Annotated in this window: 15 protein-coding genes and 2 pseudogenes; 9 read left to right on the top strand and 8 right to left on the bottom strand. The window is 72.0% G+C overall.

Annotated elements, in window-relative coordinates:
* The first annotated feature begins 46 nt into the window (after positions 1-46).
* From LRS04_RS12150 to LRS04_RS12130, 5 genes are all read left to right on the top strand, one after another.
* On the top strand, positions 47-2191 hold the full coding sequence (locus LRS04_RS12150; RefSeq protein ID WP_257816598.1) for a M20/M25/M40 family metallo-hydrolase: 2145 nt from the start codon (positions 47-49) through the stop codon (positions 2189-2191).
* Positions 2188-2424: a hypothetical protein gene (locus LRS04_RS12145; protein WP_257816597.1), complete on the top strand. Its 237-nt coding sequence runs from the start codon at positions 2188-2190 to the stop codon at positions 2422-2424. Before LRS04_RS12150 ends, LRS04_RS12145 begins: the two co-directional genes overlap by 4 nt.
* A gap of 45 nt (positions 2425-2469) precedes the next feature.
* Positions 2470-2829 carry an arsenate reductase (glutaredoxin) gene (gene arsC / locus LRS04_RS12140; RefSeq protein ID WP_308238129.1) on the top strand — a complete coding sequence of 120 codons (360 nt, stop codon included), beginning with the start codon at positions 2470-2472 and terminating at the stop codon, positions 2827-2829.
* A 109-nt stretch (positions 2830-2938) separates the two neighbouring features.
* The gene (locus tag LRS04_RS12135; protein WP_257816596.1) at positions 2939-4306 is read left to right on the top strand and encodes a M23 family metallopeptidase; all 1368 of its coding nucleotides are present in this window, start codon (positions 2939-2941) and stop codon (positions 4304-4306) included.
* A gap of 50 nt (positions 4307-4356) precedes the next feature.
* Positions 4357-5163: a methyltransferase gene (locus LRS04_RS12130; protein ID WP_257816595.1), complete on the top strand. Its 807-nt coding sequence runs from the start codon at positions 4357-4359 to the stop codon at positions 5161-5163.
* A gap of 70 nt (positions 5164-5233) precedes the next feature.
* On the opposite strand, the gene LRS04_RS12125 is transcribed toward LRS04_RS12130, so the two are convergent.
* Together LRS04_RS12125 and LRS04_RS12120 are read right to left on the bottom strand one after the other, a co-directional pair.
* Positions 5234-5725: a hypothetical protein gene (locus tag LRS04_RS12125; protein WP_257816594.1), complete on the bottom strand. Its 492-nt coding sequence runs from the start codon at positions 5723-5725 to the stop codon at positions 5234-5236.
* A 114-nt stretch (positions 5726-5839) separates the two neighbouring features.
* A complete protein-coding gene (locus LRS04_RS12120; protein ID WP_257816593.1) occupies positions 5840-6925 on the bottom strand; it encodes a Zn-dependent alcohol dehydrogenase in 1086 nt (361 codons plus the stop codon).
* Between the two features lie 137 nt (positions 6926-7062).
* On the opposite strand from LRS04_RS12120, the pseudogene LRS04_RS12115 reads away from it, so the two are divergent.
* Positions 7063-7566 (top strand): annotated as a pseudogene (locus LRS04_RS12115) (chromate transporter); the annotation flags it as partial.
* 247 nt (positions 7567-7813) lie between these two features.
* Complete coding sequence (locus LRS04_RS12110; RefSeq protein ID WP_257816592.1) at positions 7814-8293, top strand: chromate transporter; 480 nt, start codon at positions 7814-7816, stop codon at positions 8291-8293.
* Here the strand turns inward: LRS04_RS12110 and LRS04_RS12105 are convergent, their stop codons facing one another.
* The 3 genes from LRS04_RS12105 to ubiG form a co-directional block, all read right to left on the bottom strand.
* Entirely contained in the window at positions 8294-9238 is a 945-nt protein-coding gene (locus LRS04_RS12105) for an alpha/beta fold hydrolase (protein WP_257816591.1), read from the bottom strand.
* 117 nt (positions 9239-9355) lie between these two features.
* Positions 9356-10159 carry an FkbM family methyltransferase gene (locus LRS04_RS12100; protein ID WP_257816590.1) on the bottom strand — a complete coding sequence of 268 codons (804 nt, stop codon included), beginning with the start codon at positions 10157-10159 and terminating at the stop codon, positions 9356-9358.
* A gap of 41 nt (positions 10160-10200) precedes the next feature.
* Positions 10201-10959 carry a bifunctional 2-polyprenyl-6-hydroxyphenol methylase/3-demethylubiquinol 3-O-methyltransferase UbiG gene (gene ubiG, locus LRS04_RS12095; protein WP_257816589.1) on the bottom strand — a complete coding sequence of 253 codons (759 nt, stop codon included), beginning with the start codon at positions 10957-10959 and terminating at the stop codon, positions 10201-10203.
* 110 nt (positions 10960-11069) lie between these two features.
* Here ubiG and LRS04_RS12090 point away from each other — a divergent pair.
* Positions 11070-12321, top strand: a pseudogene (locus LRS04_RS12090) (aspartate kinase).
* Positions 12322-12332: 11 nt separating this feature from the next.
* On the opposite strand, the gene LRS04_RS12085 reads toward LRS04_RS12090, so the two are convergent.
* Positions 12333-12752 (bottom strand): N-acetyltransferase, encoded by a 420-nt coding sequence (locus LRS04_RS12085; RefSeq protein WP_257816588.1) that lies wholly within the window; start codon positions 12750-12752, stop codon positions 12333-12335.
* Positions 12753-12821: 69 nt separating this feature from the next.
* Here LRS04_RS12085 and LRS04_RS12080 point away from each other — a divergent pair, with 69 nt between their 5' ends.
* A complete protein-coding gene (locus LRS04_RS12080; protein ID WP_257816587.1) occupies positions 12822-13385 on the top strand; it encodes a GNAT family N-acetyltransferase in 564 nt (187 codons plus the stop codon).
* On the opposite strand, the gene LRS04_RS12075 is transcribed toward LRS04_RS12080, so the two are convergent.
* Together LRS04_RS12075 and LRS04_RS12070 are read right to left on the bottom strand one after the other, a co-directional pair.
* A complete protein-coding gene (locus tag LRS04_RS12075; RefSeq protein WP_257816586.1) occupies positions 13348-14754 on the bottom strand; it encodes an MFS transporter in 1407 nt (468 codons plus the stop codon). The two genes, LRS04_RS12080 and LRS04_RS12075, sit on opposite strands and share 38 nt — an antisense overlap.
* A 79-nt stretch (positions 14755-14833) precedes the next feature.
* Positions 14834-16567 (bottom strand): alpha/beta hydrolase, encoded by a 1734-nt coding sequence (locus tag LRS04_RS12070; protein WP_257816585.1) that lies wholly within the window; start codon positions 16565-16567, stop codon positions 14834-14836.
* Positions 16568-16594: the final 27 nt, after the last annotated feature.

The following is a 16594-nucleotide window of genomic DNA, read 5'->3' as shown; positions in this document are numbered from 1 at the left end:
GCCGCTCTAGCTTCGCCCCAACAGAGACCGTCGGGGAGAACGGCATATGGGACGGCTTCTGGCCCTTCTGGCGGCGATCGTTGTGGCGGCCGCCCTGGCCTGGGCGACCGAGCGGCCGCCGGAGCCGCAGCCGGCGTCTGCGCCGCCCGCCGAATTCTCGGCCGAGCGCGCCATGACCGATGTGGCCGAGATCGCCCGCGAGCCGCACCCGATGGGCAGCCCCGCCAACCTGCGCGTCCGCGACTACCTGCTCGGCCGCATGACGGCGCTGGGTCTCCAGCCCCAGGTGCGCGCCGACGACGCGCTCGCGTCGCGCGAGGTGCGGGGCGAGACCTGGGCCTATGGCGGGCGCGTGGAGAACCTGGTCGGCGTCCTGCCCGGCCGCGACCGCACCCTGCCCGCCGTCGCTCTGATGGCCCACTACGACAGCGTTCCGGGCTCGCCCGGCGCCGCCGACGACGCGGCCGGCGTCGCCGCGGCCCTGGAGATCGTCCGCGCCATCAAGGCCCAGGGCGAGCCGGTGCGCGACGTCATGGTGGTGATCACCGACGGCGAGGAGAGCGGCCTCCTGGGCGCCAACGCCTTCTTCGCCCGCGACCCGCTGGCCCGGCGCATCGGCCTGGTCCTCAACATGGAAAGCCGCGGCATGGCCGGCCGCGTGCAGATGTTCCAGACGAGCTCCGAGAACGGCGAGCTGATCGACCTGCTGCGCCGCACCGCCGACCGGCCCTCGTCCTCGTCGCTGTCGGTGTTCGTCTACGAGATCATGCCCAACGACACCGATCTCACGGAGTCCAACAGGGCCGGCGTGCCCGGCCTGAACTACGCCTTCATCGGCCGGCAGTTCGACTATCACGCCGCCACCGCCACGCCGGCCAACATGGACCGCGGCACCCTGCAGGACCTGGGCGACCAGGCGCTCTCCACCGGCCGCAGCGCCGCCTTCTCGCCGACCCTGCCGGCAAAGGCGCCGAACGCCGTCTACAGCCAGATCTTCGGCGACGTGATCCTGGCCTACCCCGCCTGGGCTGGCTGGCTGGTGCTCGCCGCCGCCGGCGGCCTCCTGGCGCTGGGCGTGGTGCGCGCCCGCCGAATGGAGGCCTTCCCCTGGCTCGGCGCGGCCCGCGGGGCCGGCGGGCTGCTCTCGGCGGTCCTGGGCGCCGCCGCCGTCCTGCACTTCGCCCGCCGGGCCACCGGCGCGGAGTTCGGCTTCATCGAGCAGCGCGTCCTGCTGGCCCAGGTCAGCCGCTGGGAGGCGGCGGTCTTCCTGCTGGGCCTGGGCTTCGTGCTCTGGGCCGCCAGCGACATGTCCCGGGGCAAGCGCAAGATCGCCCTCGTGCCCGTGGCGGCCGGCCTGGGCTCGTCCCTGTTCGGCGGCTTCGACGCGGTGGGCCTGGGCCTCGGTCTCGCCGCCGGCGTCGCCTGTTTCCTGACCTTCGGCCGGCCGGCCAGCCGGGCCGGCGCATGGACCGGCGTGCTGGCGCTCACCTTCCTCGCCGCCGTCGGCGCCCAGATCGCCGCCCCGGCGGCGGCCTATTCCTTCGCCTGGCCGCTGCTGCTGGCCGGGCTTGGCGCCGCCGCGACCGCCATGGCCACGCGCAGGGGCCTCGCCGCCAACGCCCTCCTCGCCCTGCTGGCGGCGCTGGGCCTCGCCTGGATCTTCGGCCTGGCGCACCTGCTGTTCCTCGGCCTCGACATGCCCGAACTGCTGGGCCTGCCGTTCTGGAGCGCCGCCGTGCTGCTCTGGCCGCTGGCCCAGCCCGAGGAGGGCGCGCCGCCCGCCCGTCTGGTCGGGCCGATCGCGGTCGCCGCCGGCCTCGCCGTGCTCGTCTGGGTGAGCCTCGACACGCCCTGGACCGGGCGGCATCCGCAGGCCACCCAGGTGCTCTACCACCTCGACCAGGACACCGGCCGCGCCGCGCGCCTCAGCCTGCTCGACCGCACGCCCTGGACCGACCGGGTGCTGGCCGCCGACGGCGGCGCGGCGGCCAAGCGCGTCCACTGGCTCTACCGGCAGCCGCACGACGCGGCCCAGGCCAGGCCGATCGCCCTGCCCGCCGCCGCCGTGACCCTGGTGCTCCAGGCCGACGGGACCCTGCTGCTCACCGCCCAGCCGCCGTCCGGCGCGCGCACCGTCACCCTGCGCCTCAACCCCAACACCCGCTCCGCGTCGAGCAGGTGGGGACGGTGAAGGCCGCGCTGGACGTGAAGCCCGGCCGGTGGAACCGCTTCCACTGGGAGGCCGCGCCCCTGACCCTGCGCCTGCGGCCCGCCGGCCCGGGCGCCATGGACGTCCGCTGGTCGACGATGACCCACGCCTGGCCCGCGGGGACCGCGCCGCTGCCGCCCCGGCCCGAGACCGAGATGGGCTTCGGCGACTCCGACGGGACGGTCGTCACCGGCACGCGGCGCCTGAGCTGGTGATCGCGGCTTGGTGAACGCGGCGGCTTTGGCTAAACCTCTCCGCCGATGAGCGACGTCGTGATCTACCACAACCCCGCCTGCGGGACCTCGCGCAACACCCTGGCCCTCCTGCGGGAGAAGGGGATCGAGCCCACGGTGGTGGAATATCTGAAGCAGGGCTGGACGCGGGACCAGCTCACCGACCTGCTCCGGACGATGGGCGCCTCGGCCCACGACATCCTGCGCGTCAACGGCACCAACGCCGACGAGCTGGGCCTCACGGACCCGGCCGCCTCGGACGAGGCCCTGATCGCGGCGATGATCCTCGAGCCGAAGCTGGTGAATCGACCTATCGTCGTCACCCCCCAAGGGCGCGGCTCTGTGCCGGCCTGCGGAACTGGTTCTGGGCCTGCTTTAGGCGCGTGACAAAAGGACCGGGGGCGCTCCGCGCCGAACTCGGTCATCTTCCTGGCCGCCTGGGGAGGCGGCGACAGTGGCGATGCCTTAACCGTGCATCGCTTAGTACGGGGGCGTGATGCACGAATTCGACCCGCGGAAGGCGTCCTTCCGGATCGCGCCGCAGATGGCGGCGGGCACGGCGGCGGTCATGGCGCTGTTCGTCGCCTGGAAGGTCATGGACGGTCCCTCGCGCTCTGAGGCGGCCCCGCCGCTCAGCCCGTCCGCGGTCCTCGCGCTCCAGCACACCGCCTTCACCCGCGCCGAGGCCCAGCCCGGCTTCGACCGCCCGCAGAACGTCGAGGTCAAGGTCCGCCGCGGCGAAACCCTGGAAGGCGCCATGCAGCGCGCCGGCGTCGCCCCGGACGAGGCCCAGCGCGCCGTCCAGGCCCTGGCCCAGGTGATGGACACCACCCGCATCCGCGCAGGCCTGGCCTTCGACGCGGCCCTGGCCCAGCCCCGCGCCGAGCGCGGCCCGGCCCGGCTGATCGGCCTGTCCATGCGCACCGGCCCAGCCAGCACGCTCACGCTGTCGCGCACCTTCGACGGCGCGCTGCGCCTGCGCGAGCTGGACGAGGAGATCCGCGCCGAGACCACCGTCGCCGACGGCGAGATCCACGGCTCGCTCTACGAGAGCGCCGCCCAGCTCGGCGCCACGCCCGCCATCACCGCCCAGGTGGTCAAGCTGTTCGCCCACAAGCTGGACTTCCAGCGCGACATCAAGGCGGGCGACGAGTTCAAGCTGGTGTTCGGCCGCCAGGTCACCGAGAGCGGCCGGACCATCGAGACCGGCGAGCTGGAGTACGCCGAGATCAAGGGCGTGCGGTTCTACCGCTTCGAGCGCAGCCCCGGCGACGCCGAGTATTTCGACGAGAGCGGCAAGAACATCAAAGGCTTCCTGCTCCGCACGCCGGTCGACGGGGCGCGGATGACCTCGCGCTTCGGCCTGCGCCGCCACCCGGTGCTGGGCTATGCCCGCGCCCACCAGGGCGTCGACTTCGGGGCCGGCCACGGCACGCCGATCATCGCCGCCGGCGACGGGGTGGTCTCGAAGGCCAGCCGCTGGGGCGGCTATGGCAACTGGCTGCAGATCCAGCACACCGGCGGATGGTCCACCGGGTACGCCCACCTCTCGCGCTACGCCAAGGGCGTCAGGCCGGGCGTCCGCGTCCGCCAGGGCCAGGTCGTGGGCTATGTGGGCACCACTGGCCTCTCCACCGGCCCCCCACCTGCACTACGAGGTCTGGCTGAACGGCAAGCGGGTCAATCCGGTGGGCGCCAAGGTGCCCCAGGGCACGATCCTGGCCGGCGCCGAACTCGCGCGCTTCAAGGCCAACAAGGCGCGCATCGACGGCCTGCTGGCCCGCGGCGCGGATACCCGCCAGCTGGCCGACGCCTCGGCCGTCCAGAACAAGCTCCGTCACTGAACTTTCACGTGATTTGCTGACCGCGCGCGCGGTGCGCGAGGATGGCCGTTCCGTCCGCGGAAGGCTGTCCATGCCCAGTTACACGGAAGCCGCCGGCGAGCACCTGCGCCGGATGGTCAGCGAGCTGAGCGAACCGGCGACCATCAAGGAGATGGAGAACATCCTCCACTTCCTTGCGCGCTGGCGCTCGCGCCTGCTCGCCAACACCTACGCCGTCCACGAGCACAATGTGGTGCAGCTCGGCCCCTTCGCCGGCCTGCACTACGCCACCCGCGCCACCGAGGGCGCGATGATGCCCCGGCTGCTCGGCACCTACGAGACCGAGCTGCACCCCCACCTCCTGCGCTTCGCGGCCCAGGACCTGGACTGCGTGATCGATGTGGGCTGCGCGGAGGGCTACTACGCGGTGGGCCTCGCCCGGCTGATGCCCGGCGTCACCGTCCATGCCTTCGACACCTCCGCGGACGCCCGCGCGGCCTGCGCCCTCAACGCCCGGGACAATGGCGTCGAGGCGCAGGTGGTGATCGGCGCGACGTTCGCGCCCGAGGACTTCCAGGCCTTCGCCGGCCGCCGCGCCCTGGTGATCATGGACGTCGAGGGCGCCGAGGACGAGCTGCTCCTGCCGGACCGCGCGCCGGCGCTCGCCCACATGCGGGTGATCGTCGAGACCCACGAGGGACACAGGCCCGGCGTGCGCCAGCGGCTCATCGACCGCTTCTCGCCCACCCACGAGGTGCTGGTGGTCGACCATGGCGGCCGGCCGCAGACCCTGCCGCCCTGGATCCGCGAACTCGGCCACCTCGACCACCTGCTGGCCGTGTGGGAGTTCCGCACCGGGCCGACGCCCTGGCTCGTGATGACGCCGAAGAGCGGCTAGCGCCTCAGGCGAAGTGTGAAGCGGTTCGCCGCCCGACGCGCGCAATCAAGTGGCCAGGCGCGTCAGGCGCCTAGGCGGCGGCCGGCCGGGTCTCGTCGCCCTTGTAGAAGATCGGCACGGCGAAGGTCCAAACCAGCACCAGCAGGGTGGCCGGCAGCGGGTCCCAGATCCCCCACACCAGGTGGAAGACGTCGCCGAACGAATAGACCCAGATCAGGAAGGACACCGCGGCGATCAGCACCGCGCCCCACTGGGGCCGGTCGTGGGACTTGGTCGCCCAGGAGCGCACGGCCAGCAGGGCGAAGAAGCAGATCGCCGTCCAGCCGACCCAGGCCACGTCCTCGTTCGGCCCAAGCTGCTGCGGCGGCACGAGCGTGCCGTCCGGCTTCGGCGCATGGAAGTCCATGTAGCGCGTCTGGATCGCGGCCTTGCCGCCGAGGTAGAGGCCGATGATCTCCGTCGGGATCAGCTTGACCAGACGCTCGAGATACTCGCTCGGGGGAGGACCGCCCGAGGCCTCCGCCCCGACGGTTTCCCGTCGTATCCGCAGTGATCCGCTCATAGCCGCCCCGCCCACGAGTTGCGCGCATCATTGAAGCGCACAACCGTTAAGCGAGGGTCACTGTCCTTGGGCGCCGGCGCAACGCTCTGTCGGCCGGCCGACAGATCGAAGCGATCAGGCGTCGAAGACGATCACAGAGCGGGCGATGGAGCCGGTCTTCATCTCCTCGAAGGCCTCGTTGACCTGCTCGAGCTTCAGCCGGCGCGAGATCATGTCGTCCAGCTTCAGCTTGCCGGCCATGTACATGTCGCACAGCCGCGGCATGTCGACGGGGAAGCGGTTCGAGCCCATCAGCGAGCCCTGGATGCGCTTCTCGCCCAAGAAGGCCGCGCCCATCAGGCTGATCGACTGGCCGACCGGGATCATGCCGATGATGTTGGCGGTGCCGCCGCGGCCCAGCATGTTGAACGCCTGCTCGGCGGTCTTCACCATGCCCAGGGCCTCGAAGCTGTGGTCGACGCCGCCCTTGGTCATCTCGATGATGGTCTTCACCGGGTCGACCTCGGCGGCGTTGACGAAGTCCGTCGCGCCGAACGCCCGGGCGAAGTTCTCCTTACCGGCCACCACGTCGACGGCGATGATCCGGCCCGCGCCGGCGATCGCCGCCCCGTTGATCGCCGAGAGGCCCACGCCGCCGCAACCGATCACGGCGACGGTGTCGCCCGGCCGGACGTTGGAGGTGTGCATCACCGCGCCGACCCCGGTCATCACCGAGCAGCCGATCAGCGCCGCGCGGTCCAGCGGCATGTCCTTGCGGACCGCCACGCAGGCGTGCTCGTGGATCAGCATCTGCTCGGCGAACGAGGACAGGTTCAGGTACTGGACGATCGGGCCCTTGGCGCTGGTGAGGCGCGGCTCGTCGTCCGGCCCGCGCTTGGTCTCCGGCGAGACGCAGCGGGCCATGTGGCCGGTCAGGCAGTGGTTGCAGTGGCCGCAGAAGGCCGACAGGCAGGTGATCACGTGGTCGCCCGGCTTCACCGTGCGCACCTCGGAGCCCACCGCCTCGACGACGCCGGCGCTCTCGTGGCCCAGCACGGCCGGCAGCGGGTGCGGATAGGAGCCTTCGATGAAGTGCAGGTCCGAGTGGCAGACCCCGGCCGCGGCGGTGCGGATCAGCACCTCGTGCGGGCCCGGCTTGTTGATCTGCACGTCCTCGATCGAGAGCGGTTGACGGACTTCACGCAGAACAGCGGCCTTCATGGCGGATCTCCCCTGATGCCGGCCGCTCTCGTCGCGGCCCTTGTCGGGCAAAGCCTTATCGCCGTTCAGATGCGCGGGCCAAGGCTTTTCGAAGGGGGCTCGACAGGCGGCCCGCGGCTCCGCATGACTGGACCCTGATGACCGCCGATCAGGTGAAGGACGAGACCGAGCCGGCGCGCGGCGCCCCGGCGAGCGCCCCTTTGGAGGTGTTCCTCGCCTTCCTCCACCAGGGCCTGACCGCGTTCGGCGGGCCGGTCGCCCACATCGGCTATTTCCGCCGGGAGTTCGTCGAGAAACGAGGCTGGCTCTCCGACGCCGCCTTCGCCGACCTGCTCGCCCTCTGCCAGTTCCTGCCGGGTCCGGCGTCGAGCCAGATGGGCATGGCGATCGGCCTGCGCCGCGCCGGTCTGCCGGGCGCGCTGCTCGCCTGGCTCGGCTTCACCCTGCCGGCCGCCACGGCGATGATCCTCCTGGCCTACGCCGCCCCGGTGATCTCGGGCTCCTTCGGGACGGGATGGCTGCACGGCCTGAAGATCGCCGCCGCGGCCGTCGTGCTGCAGGCCCTCTTCGCCATGGCCCGCAGCCTGGCGGTGGGGCCGATCCGCGCCGGCATGGCGATCGGGGCGACAGCCGGCCTGATCCTCTCCGGCGGCCCCGTGGCCCAGATCTGCGCCCTGCTGGCCGGCGGGGCCTTCGGTTGGGCCTTCCTCAAGCCCGAGACGGACGCGGCGCCCGAGCCCCCCGCACGCCGGACCGCGCGATCTCAGGCTCGCCGCCGGAGCCATCGCGGTCTTCGCCTTCCTGCTCGCCGCCCTGCCCTTCCTGGCCCAGGTCCTGGGCAGCCCGACGCTCGGCCTGGCCAGCGTCTTCTACCGCACCGGCGCGCTCGTGTTCGGCGGCGGCCACGTGGTCCTGCCGCTGCTGGAGAGCGAGATCGTCGGCCGCGGCTGGCTCGACCCGGACACCTTCCTGGCCGGCTACGGCGCGGTGCAGGCCCTGCCCGGCCCGCTGTTCAGCTTCGCGGGCTTCGTCGGCGCGGCCCAGCAGGTGGCGCCGGGCGGCTGGCTGGGCGGCCTCGTGGCCATCGTGGCGATCTTCACGCCGAGCCTGCTGCTGGTCCTGGGCGTCCTGCCGTTCTGGGAGGACCTGCGCCGCCTGCCGGGGGCGCGTGGCGCGCTGGCCGGGGTCAACGCCGTCGTGGTCGGTCTGCTGGCCGCCGCGCTGTGGGACCCGGTGCTCAGCCATGCGATCGTCCGCTGGAGCGACGGCGCCTTGCTCGCCGCCGCCTTCGTCTTCCTGACGGTCGCCCGCCTGCCGCCCTGGCTGGTGGTGATCGGCTTCGCGGCGGCGACGGGCGTCTTCGGCTGACTAGGCGGTCTGCGGACCGGCCGGCGCGCCCTGCGGCAGGCTGAAGCCCTGCGGCCGCGGGAAGCGCATCTGGGGCAGTCGCGGCAGGCGGAAGGTCCAGGCCTGCTTCTGCGGGATGCAGGCCTCCAGCGCCGCCACCAGCTGCTCCGCCGGGCCGTCGTTCAGGAAGTGGTTGGCGCCCGCCGTGCGGATGAAGTTGATCGGCCGGCGCGAGCGCACCTCGCGGGCCAGGCGCTCGGCGACCTCGATCGGAGCGAAGTCGTCCTTGTCGCCGTGGATCATGTGGACCGGCACCTTCAGCCGCTCCAGCGCCCGGCGCGCATGCTTCAGCTGCGGGCGCTGGCCCGAGGCTTCCATCACCGCATGGCGCAGGTCGCGCGGGATCACCTTCAGCGCCTTGGCGCCGGTGTCGAGCAGCCAGCGGGCCGTCGGACCCGTCTCGCCGAAGAAGCCGGAGAGCAGCACGAGGCCGTCGACCCGGCCGGGATCGGCCTCGGCCATCAGGGTGGCGATCGCCGCGCCGTAGCTCTGGCCGACCAGCAGCACCTTCTGGCCCGGCTGGGCGCGCAGGAGCGGCATCAGCGCCTCGGCCTGAGTGCGGATATCGGTGACCGCGTGCGCCGGCTCGGAGGCGGCATAGCCCGGCCGGTCGACGACAATCATCTCGCGGTCCTGCGGCAGGGCGGCCAGCGTCTCGGCCCAGTACTCGGCCCAGGACGGCGCGCCGGTGATCACCACGATCCGCCAGGGGGCGGGGGTCTCGCGCGGGGTTTCGAGGGCGGAGATCTTCCAGCCGTGGCCGCCGCCGGCGATGAGGCTGGTCCGGCGGATCACGGTGTCGGGATAGTCGGCCGAGGTCGGCGCATGTTCGGTACGGCCCGTGGCGGCGCACTCGATGCACGCCCACCCCATCGCCAGCACACCTTTCGGCCGTTTCCGCAGCACCTGCCCAACCTCCTCGGCCAACTTCACCTGAGGACGCAAACGCGGCTTTCAAGGCTTGGTTCGCCCCGGCAGCGCTTGAAATGATGGCTTAGTTGCGAAGTGTGTCTGTGACGCCCGTTACGCCGCCATCCGCGCCTTGAAGACTCCGTCGGGCAATTTCGCCGCCCGGGTCGGGTGGATGAAGAAATAGTCCTTCCAGGGGAGGTCGGGGACCACCTCGGTCCGCTCCTCCAGCCGGTCGCCGTTCAGCGCGAACATCCGGTAGCCGCGGTTGCGGAACAGCGCCACCACCGCCTCGGCCGAACCGCCGAAGCGGGCCTGGAGCATGGTCGGGTGGATCTCGATCAGCACGTGCGGCCGGTCGCGGTCGAGAATGCCCGCCGCGCCCTCCAGCGCGCGGAGTTCGGCGCCCTCGATGTCCATGCGGATGAAGTCCACATGGCCGATCCCGTGCTCGGCGCAGTAGCCGTCGAGGGTGACCACCGGCGTCGGCTGCAGGTCGGCGCCCTTGTCCTGCAGGTCCGGGCGGGCCGCGCCCTCCGGCGCGCTCTCGGCGACGAAGGCGTAGGCCCGGCCCATGCGGCCCGACATCTTCTTCGGGGTGACCAGCAGCAGTTCGCCCGGCTTCTCGGCGACGGCGGCGTGCACCGGCGTCACCTGGTCCTTGATGCCGTGCCAGGCCATGCAGAGCTTCAGGACCTCGAAGGTGAAGGCGCTGGGCTCGAAGGCGTGGATGCGGGCCTTCGGGGCCACCTGGGTCATCACATAGGTGTGGCGCCCGTCGCTGGCCCCCACGTGCAGGCAGACCGGCGCGTCCGAGAGCAGGTCGGCGAGGTAGGGCGTCTCGGGCTCGTGCTTGGCCCAGCGCAGGTTCCGTCGCCAGGCGCGGAAGGCGTGGCTGAGCACGCGAAGCGAAGCCATTCGAACCTCATCTCGGCGCCCCCCGCGCCAGTCGCCCCTCTTTAAGCGGCGTCGCGTACCACCGTCATCATGTAGTTCACGTCCGTGTCCGCGGATTGGCTCCAGCGGCCGGTGATCGGGCTGTAGGCGACGCCGAACGGGCCGTCGATCGTCACCGGCTCGCCGGCCAGGAAACCGGTCAGTTCCTCCGGCTTCAGGAACTTCCGCCAGTCGTGGGTGCCGGCCGGCAGCCAGCGCAGCACGTACTCGGCCCCGACCACCGCCAGGGCGAACGCCTTCGCCGTGCGGTTCAGGGTGGCGACGATCATCAGCCCGCCGGGCTTCAGCAGGCGGGCGCAGCTCCGCAGGTATTCGCCCGGATCGGCCACGTGCTCGATCACCTCCATGTTGAGGATCACGTCGAAGGGCGGCTCGCCGGCCTCCAGCAGGGCCTCGGCGGTGGAACAGCGGTAGTCGATGTCGAGCCCCTGCTCGGCGGCGTGGGCGCTGGCCGTGCCGATGTTGCGCTCGGACGCGTCCACCGCCGTGACCTCGAACCCCAGCCGGCGCATCGGCTCGGAGAGCAGGCCGCCGCCGCAGCCGATGTCCAGCAGCCGCAGACCCTCGAACGGCCTGCGGAGGCTGCCGTCCCGCTGGAAGCGGTAGAGCGCCTGGTCGCGGATGAAGGCCAGCCGGACGGGGTTGAACTTGTGCAGGGGCGCGAACTTGCCCCGGGGGTCCCACCATTCGGCGGCGATACGCGAGAACCGCTCGACCTCGGCAGGATCGATGCTCGAACGGGCGGCGGAGGAGGAAGTCATGCCCCGTCATACCCTTCCCGCCCCGTGGAATGAAGCAAATGTGCCCCGTTGCGGAGCCCTTGGCGCGCCGCTAGAAGGTCCCGCTCTTTTCTGAGGGGGGATCGGCGCGGGTGTCGCGGCTGGTGATGAAATTCGGCGGCACGTCGGTGGCCGACCTGGAGCGCATCCGCCGCGTGGCGAGGCTCGTGAACGCCGAGGTCGAGGCCGGCCACAAGGTCGCCGTCGTCGTCTCCGCCATGGCCGGGAAGACCAACGAGCTCGTCGCCTGGACCGACGGCGCGGGCCCGGCGGCCGGCAACCTTCCCGCCTCCGACGACGAATACGACGTGGTCGTGGCCTCCGGCGAGCAGGTCACCGCCGGCCTGCTGGCCATGACGCTCCGCAACATGGGCGTGCCGGCGCGGTCCTGGATGGGCTGGCAGATCCCGATCATCGCCGACGACGCCCACGGCCGCTCGCGCATCGACGACATTCCGCCCGAGAAGCTGGCCGCCGCCATGGACGAGGGCCAAGTGGCGGTGATCGCCGGCTTCCAGGGCGTCACCCGCTCGGGCCGCATCGCCACGCTCGGCCGCGGCGGCTCCGACACCAGCGCGGTGGCCATCGCCGCCGCCGTGAAGGCCGAGCGCTGCGACATCTACACCGACGTCGACGGCGTCTACACCACCGACCCGCGCATCGAGTCCAAGGCCCGGCGCCTCTCGAAGATCTCCTACGAGGAGATGCTGGAGATGGCCTCCCTGGGCGCCAAGGTGCTGCAGACCCGCTCGGTCGAGCTCGCCATGGCGCACAATGTGCCCGTGCGGGTCCTTTCAAGTTTCGTCGAGCCGGGCGAAGCCCCCGGACAGGGGCACCATCGTCTGCGACGAGGAGGAGATCGTGGAAAAGCGCATCGTGAGCGGGGTCGCCTACAGCCGCGACGAAGCGAAGATCAGCCTCTTCGGCCTGCCGGACCATCCGGGCGTGTCGTCCGAGATCTTCGGGGCCCTGGCCGACGCCAACGTCAACGTCGACATGATCGTCCAGAGCCATGCCCGCACCGCGGACACGGCCAACATGGAGTTCACCGTCGGCAAGCGCGACGCCCAGCGCGCGCTGGAGATCGTCCGCGCCGCCCAGCCGAAGATCGGCTTCGACGACGTGGCCGTGAATGAGGACGTGGCCAAGGTCTCGGTGATCGGCGTCGGCATGCGCAGCCACGCGGGCGTCGCCAAGTCGATGTTCAAGGCCCTGGCCGACAAGGGCGTGAACATCCAGGTGATCTCCACGTCCGAGATCAAGATCAGCGTCCTGATCGACGCCGCCTACACCGAGCTCGCCGTGCGCGCGCTCCACGCGGCGTACGGGCTGGACCAGCTCTAGGCCGCCGGGCCTCAGGGCTCGAAGTCGAACATCACCACGTCGTCCGGCGGCGGGGCGATCCCGCCCGCCGACGCGTAGAGCCGCATAGCCGCGGGGTTGCCGCGGTTGGTGAAGACGAACATCTCGTCCCAGCCCCGTTCGCGGCAAAGGTCCTTCGCGGCCTCGATCATCGCCCGCGCCACGCCCCGGCGGCGGAACCGCTCGTCCACGTCCACCGAATAGACGAACAGGCTCGTCGCCTCGAAGCGGCGCAGGACATAGCCGTAGACGAAGCCCGCGACCGCCCCCGCCTCCTCCGCCGCGATGGCGACCAGGCCCGGGTCGGCCAGGTGCGCGCGCGCCGCCTCGGGCGTCAGCTCCGCCTCTTCGATCATGGCGACGGCCCGCGTCAGCAGGGCCTCGTCGCCGGGCTGCAGGATCCGGATGTTCATGGCGAAGGTTCGCCCGCGGCCGGGCGCCGGGCAATGGCGGCGGCGCGCGGTCTGGGCGATGCTGGGGCCATGCGTATCGACGCGTTCGACACCCTCTCGCCCGACCAGGTCGCCGACGCCGCGCGGATCCTGCGCGAGGGCTTCGCCCACATGCCGTCGGGCTTCCACGGTCCCGGGGAGGCGGAGGCGGAGGCGGCGAGCTTCCTGGACGATGAGGACCGGTCCGCCCTGGCGGCGCTGGACGGCGAGCGCGTGCTCGGCTGGATCGGCCTCGTCCGGACCTACAGCCACGCCTGGGAGCTGCATCCGCTCGTGGTCGACCCGGCGGCGCAGCGGCGGGGCGTCGGGACCGCCCTGGTCGCCGCCCTGGAGGCCCGGGCCGCGGCGGCCGGGGTCCTGACGCTCTATCTCGGCACGGACGACGACTACGGCGGCACCAGCCTCTTTGGCCAGGACCTCTTCCCCGGCGTGGCGGAGCGGATCGCCGGGCTGACGGAAACCGCCCGCGGCCACGCCGTCGCCTTCTACCGGCGGCTCGGCTACGAGGTCGTGGGCCTGGTCCCCGACGCCAACGGGCCCGGACGGCCCGACATCCTCATGGCGAAGCGGCTGTCGCCGACCCCGTCAGCCTGAACGAAGCCCAGGTTCCGGCCACCGCCAGCGGGATCACCGCGGCGAACACCCAGAAGCCCGCCGAGGTCGCGCTCTCCGCCGTCAGCCCCTGCGAGAAGCCCGCGAGGTTGGCCGCCACGCCGGAGATCGCCGCCCCGGCCGCAGCCCCCGTCTGGCGGACGGCGGTGATCGCCGAGGAGCCGATCGCCCGATCCTCGTCGCTGAGCGCCGCCAGCACACGCCGGCTCATGAAGGCCCACGAGAAGCCGAAGGCCGCGCCCATCAGCGCCCCGCCCGTGAGCACCCAGATCAGGGGCCCGTTCGCCATGGTCGCCGCCAGGATCACCAGGCTCGCCACCAGGCAGATCGCGCCGAACCGAATCCAGCGGCGGTCCCAGACCGGCCCGGCGTGCGCCACCGCGATCGCCGCGATGGTCCAGGCCAGCGACTCCGCGCCGATCGCATAGCCGGCCCAGAGCGGCGAGAAGCCCCGGAGCTGCTGCAGGATCGCCGGGCCGTAGATCGCGAAGCCCATCGAGGCGGCGGTCAGCGCGAACATGGCGAAATAGCCGGCCCCCAGCACCGTGGTCAGGTCGCCGGCCCGGTGCGGCAGCAGCCGGACCTTCGCCCGGTGGTCGATGCGCACCACCAGGGCCAGGACGAGGATGCCGACCAGCACCAGGCCGATGGAGGCGCCCGGCGCCTTCAGCACGTCGGCGACCGCGATGGCGGTGACGCCGACGCCCAGGACGGCGAGCTGCAGCCAGGGGATGCCCGGCCCGCGCGGGCCCCGCCGTTCGCCGCCCAGCAGGAACGGGGCGGCGGCGCTGAACACCAGGGCCTGAGCGGCGAACAGCCAGAAGACGTCGCGCCAGTCGCCGTGCTCGACCACCACGCCGCCGAACAGCGGGCCGATCAGGGTGGCGATCCCCCAGATGAAGGTCACCGCCGAGAAGACGCGGGCCAGGTGCCGCTCGGGGAACAGGAAGGCGATGGCCACCATGGCGAAGCCGGAGATCCAGCCCGAGCCCAGGCCCTGCACAAGCCGGCCGGCCAGGAAGGTCCCGACGTCGGGCGCCAGGGCGCTCATCACGCAGCCGGCCGCCATGACCAGACCCGCGAGCGCGGTCGCCGAGCGCAGGCCCACGAGCTCCGAGATGCGGCCGGCGCTGGCGCCGGCCAGGATCGCGCCGACCAGGTAGCCCGCCGTCGCCCAGGCGAAGTAGGCATAGCCCCCGAGGTCGGCGCCGACACTGGGCATGATGGTGGCGGTGACCAGGCTGTCGGCGGCGTTCAGCCAGACGCCGAGGCAGATCAGGGCGAACCGGGGCAGCCGGCCGTCGGCCAGCAGGTCGGCCCAGTCTTTCCGTTCGGCGGACGCTTCACTCATCTTCGGCAAGACCTTGGCCCACGACCCCGCATCTTCGTCGTGTGACCTGGGTCACTGCGCGGGGGTTGGCAAGGCGCCCTCAGCGCTTCGCGGCCGCGCCCATCGGCGGCAGCCTGAAGTCCGGCGACCAGTGGGTGGCGGTCCCGGCGGTGACGTACCAGCCGATCACCAGCGCGCAGATCAGGGCGCCCGGCACATAGGAGCTGGTCCGCCGGTAGGTGAAGATCGCGATCGCACCCACCAGGCTCAGCAGCGCCACGAACTGGATGGCGATGATGGTGTTCAGCGGCTCCGACGGCACGGCCATCCGCCCGGTGGAGAACAGCGCTCCGTACTGGACCGCCAGCAGGGCGACGAAGCCCAGGCTCATGGCGAGCTTGCCGGCGCTCAGGCCCGCGAGCTCGCTTTCGCCCCTCACCGGCAGGCTCGAAACCAGAGCCCGGCTGGTCACCAGGAAGGCCGCCGCCCACAGGACGAGGTAGGGCAGCATCGTCACCGCGTGCGCCGCGTCGAGGGGCTTCAGGCCGATCACCCAGAAGCGGAAGTCCACCTTCCAGACCGCGTCGACGACGGCGAGCGCGACATAGCCCACCGCCACCGTGGCGATGGCGATCCCCGCCGACAGGCCCCAGCGGTTCACGAACCGGGGCTTCGGCGTCCTCAGCAGCCTCGAGAGTCCCCAGGCGATGAGGGCGTTGGCGAGCGCCCAGACCAGGAGCTGGTTCTGAATCCACTGCGGGAACAGCCGCATGGGGAAGAAGACCTGCCCGAGCTTCATGAAGAGGAAGAACGTCGCCGCCGGCACGAGCGCCGTGAGCGCGAAGGCGAGCCACCAGCGGCCGTCCCGCCGCGCGGCCACCGGCTCGGCCGGCACGTTGAGCGCCCGGAATTTCCCGACGGTCAGCAGCCCCTGGAAGGCGCCCAGCAGCAGCAGGCAGAAGCCGGCGAAGGCCGCGCCCGTGCCGATCTCCTTCCAGAGCCAGACCTGGTCCTGCGGCGGGATACCGCCCGCCTCGCCGTCGAGGGTGCGTTCTAGCCAGACCACCGCAGGCTGGACCCCGGCCCGCGAGAAATGCTCCCAGGGATGGGTGATCGGCGGGTTGTAGAACACCCGGGCCGTGCCGTCGGCGAGCGAGCCGTAGATGTGGCCCTCCACCGCCGGGGCGGTGATCCCGAACAGCTTCATCAGCTTGGCCGAGTCGGCGACCTGCGAGCCCTTCGGCACGGCGTACATCAGCTCGGCGAACTCGTCGTACTGGCCATAGACCACGGCGAGGTTGCGCGGGTTCTCCGGGGCCGGGGCGCCCAGCAGGCCGGGCGTCGAGCCCTCCAGCACGATCGACCGGTAGCCGTCCGGCTGCGACAGCGCCGCGGCGAAGGCGAAGGTGCCGCCCATGGAGTGGCCCTCGAGGCCGATGTTCGCCCTGTCCACGAACGGCTGGGCCTGCAGGTAGCGCAGCGCCGCCGGGCCGCCCATGCCGGGCGTCAGCACCGTGCCGCCGGAATAGCCGTGGCCGGTGCTGTCCGCCGCCAGCACCACGAAGCCGCGCCGGGAGAGTTCGATGGCGAACGGCGACTGCATCTCGCGGGTGTTGATGTAGCCGTGGCTGAGCAGGACCGCCGGCTTCGGCGTCGCCGCCGTCGCGCCCCTAGGAATGTAGAGCAGGCCGCTCTGGGCGATGCCGCCGTCGCCGGCGAAGCGCACGTCGCGCACCTCCACCCGGCCGCCGCTGGTCTGCACCTGATGCGCCAGGAAGCTCCCGGCCACGATCAGCACGAGCCCTGCGAGGAACCAGCCCCAGGTCCGAAGCATCGGCGTCTCCCCCGAAGACAATGTTAT

Origin of the sequence: Phenylobacterium sp. J367 (assembly GCF_024699985.1) — a bacterium.
In the GTDB taxonomy this organism is placed as follows: domain Bacteria; phylum Pseudomonadota; class Alphaproteobacteria; order Caulobacterales; family Caulobacteraceae; genus Phenylobacterium.
The sequence above is the reverse complement of the archived record's forward strand: the minus strand, read 5'-3'. Positions and strand labels throughout refer to the sequence as shown.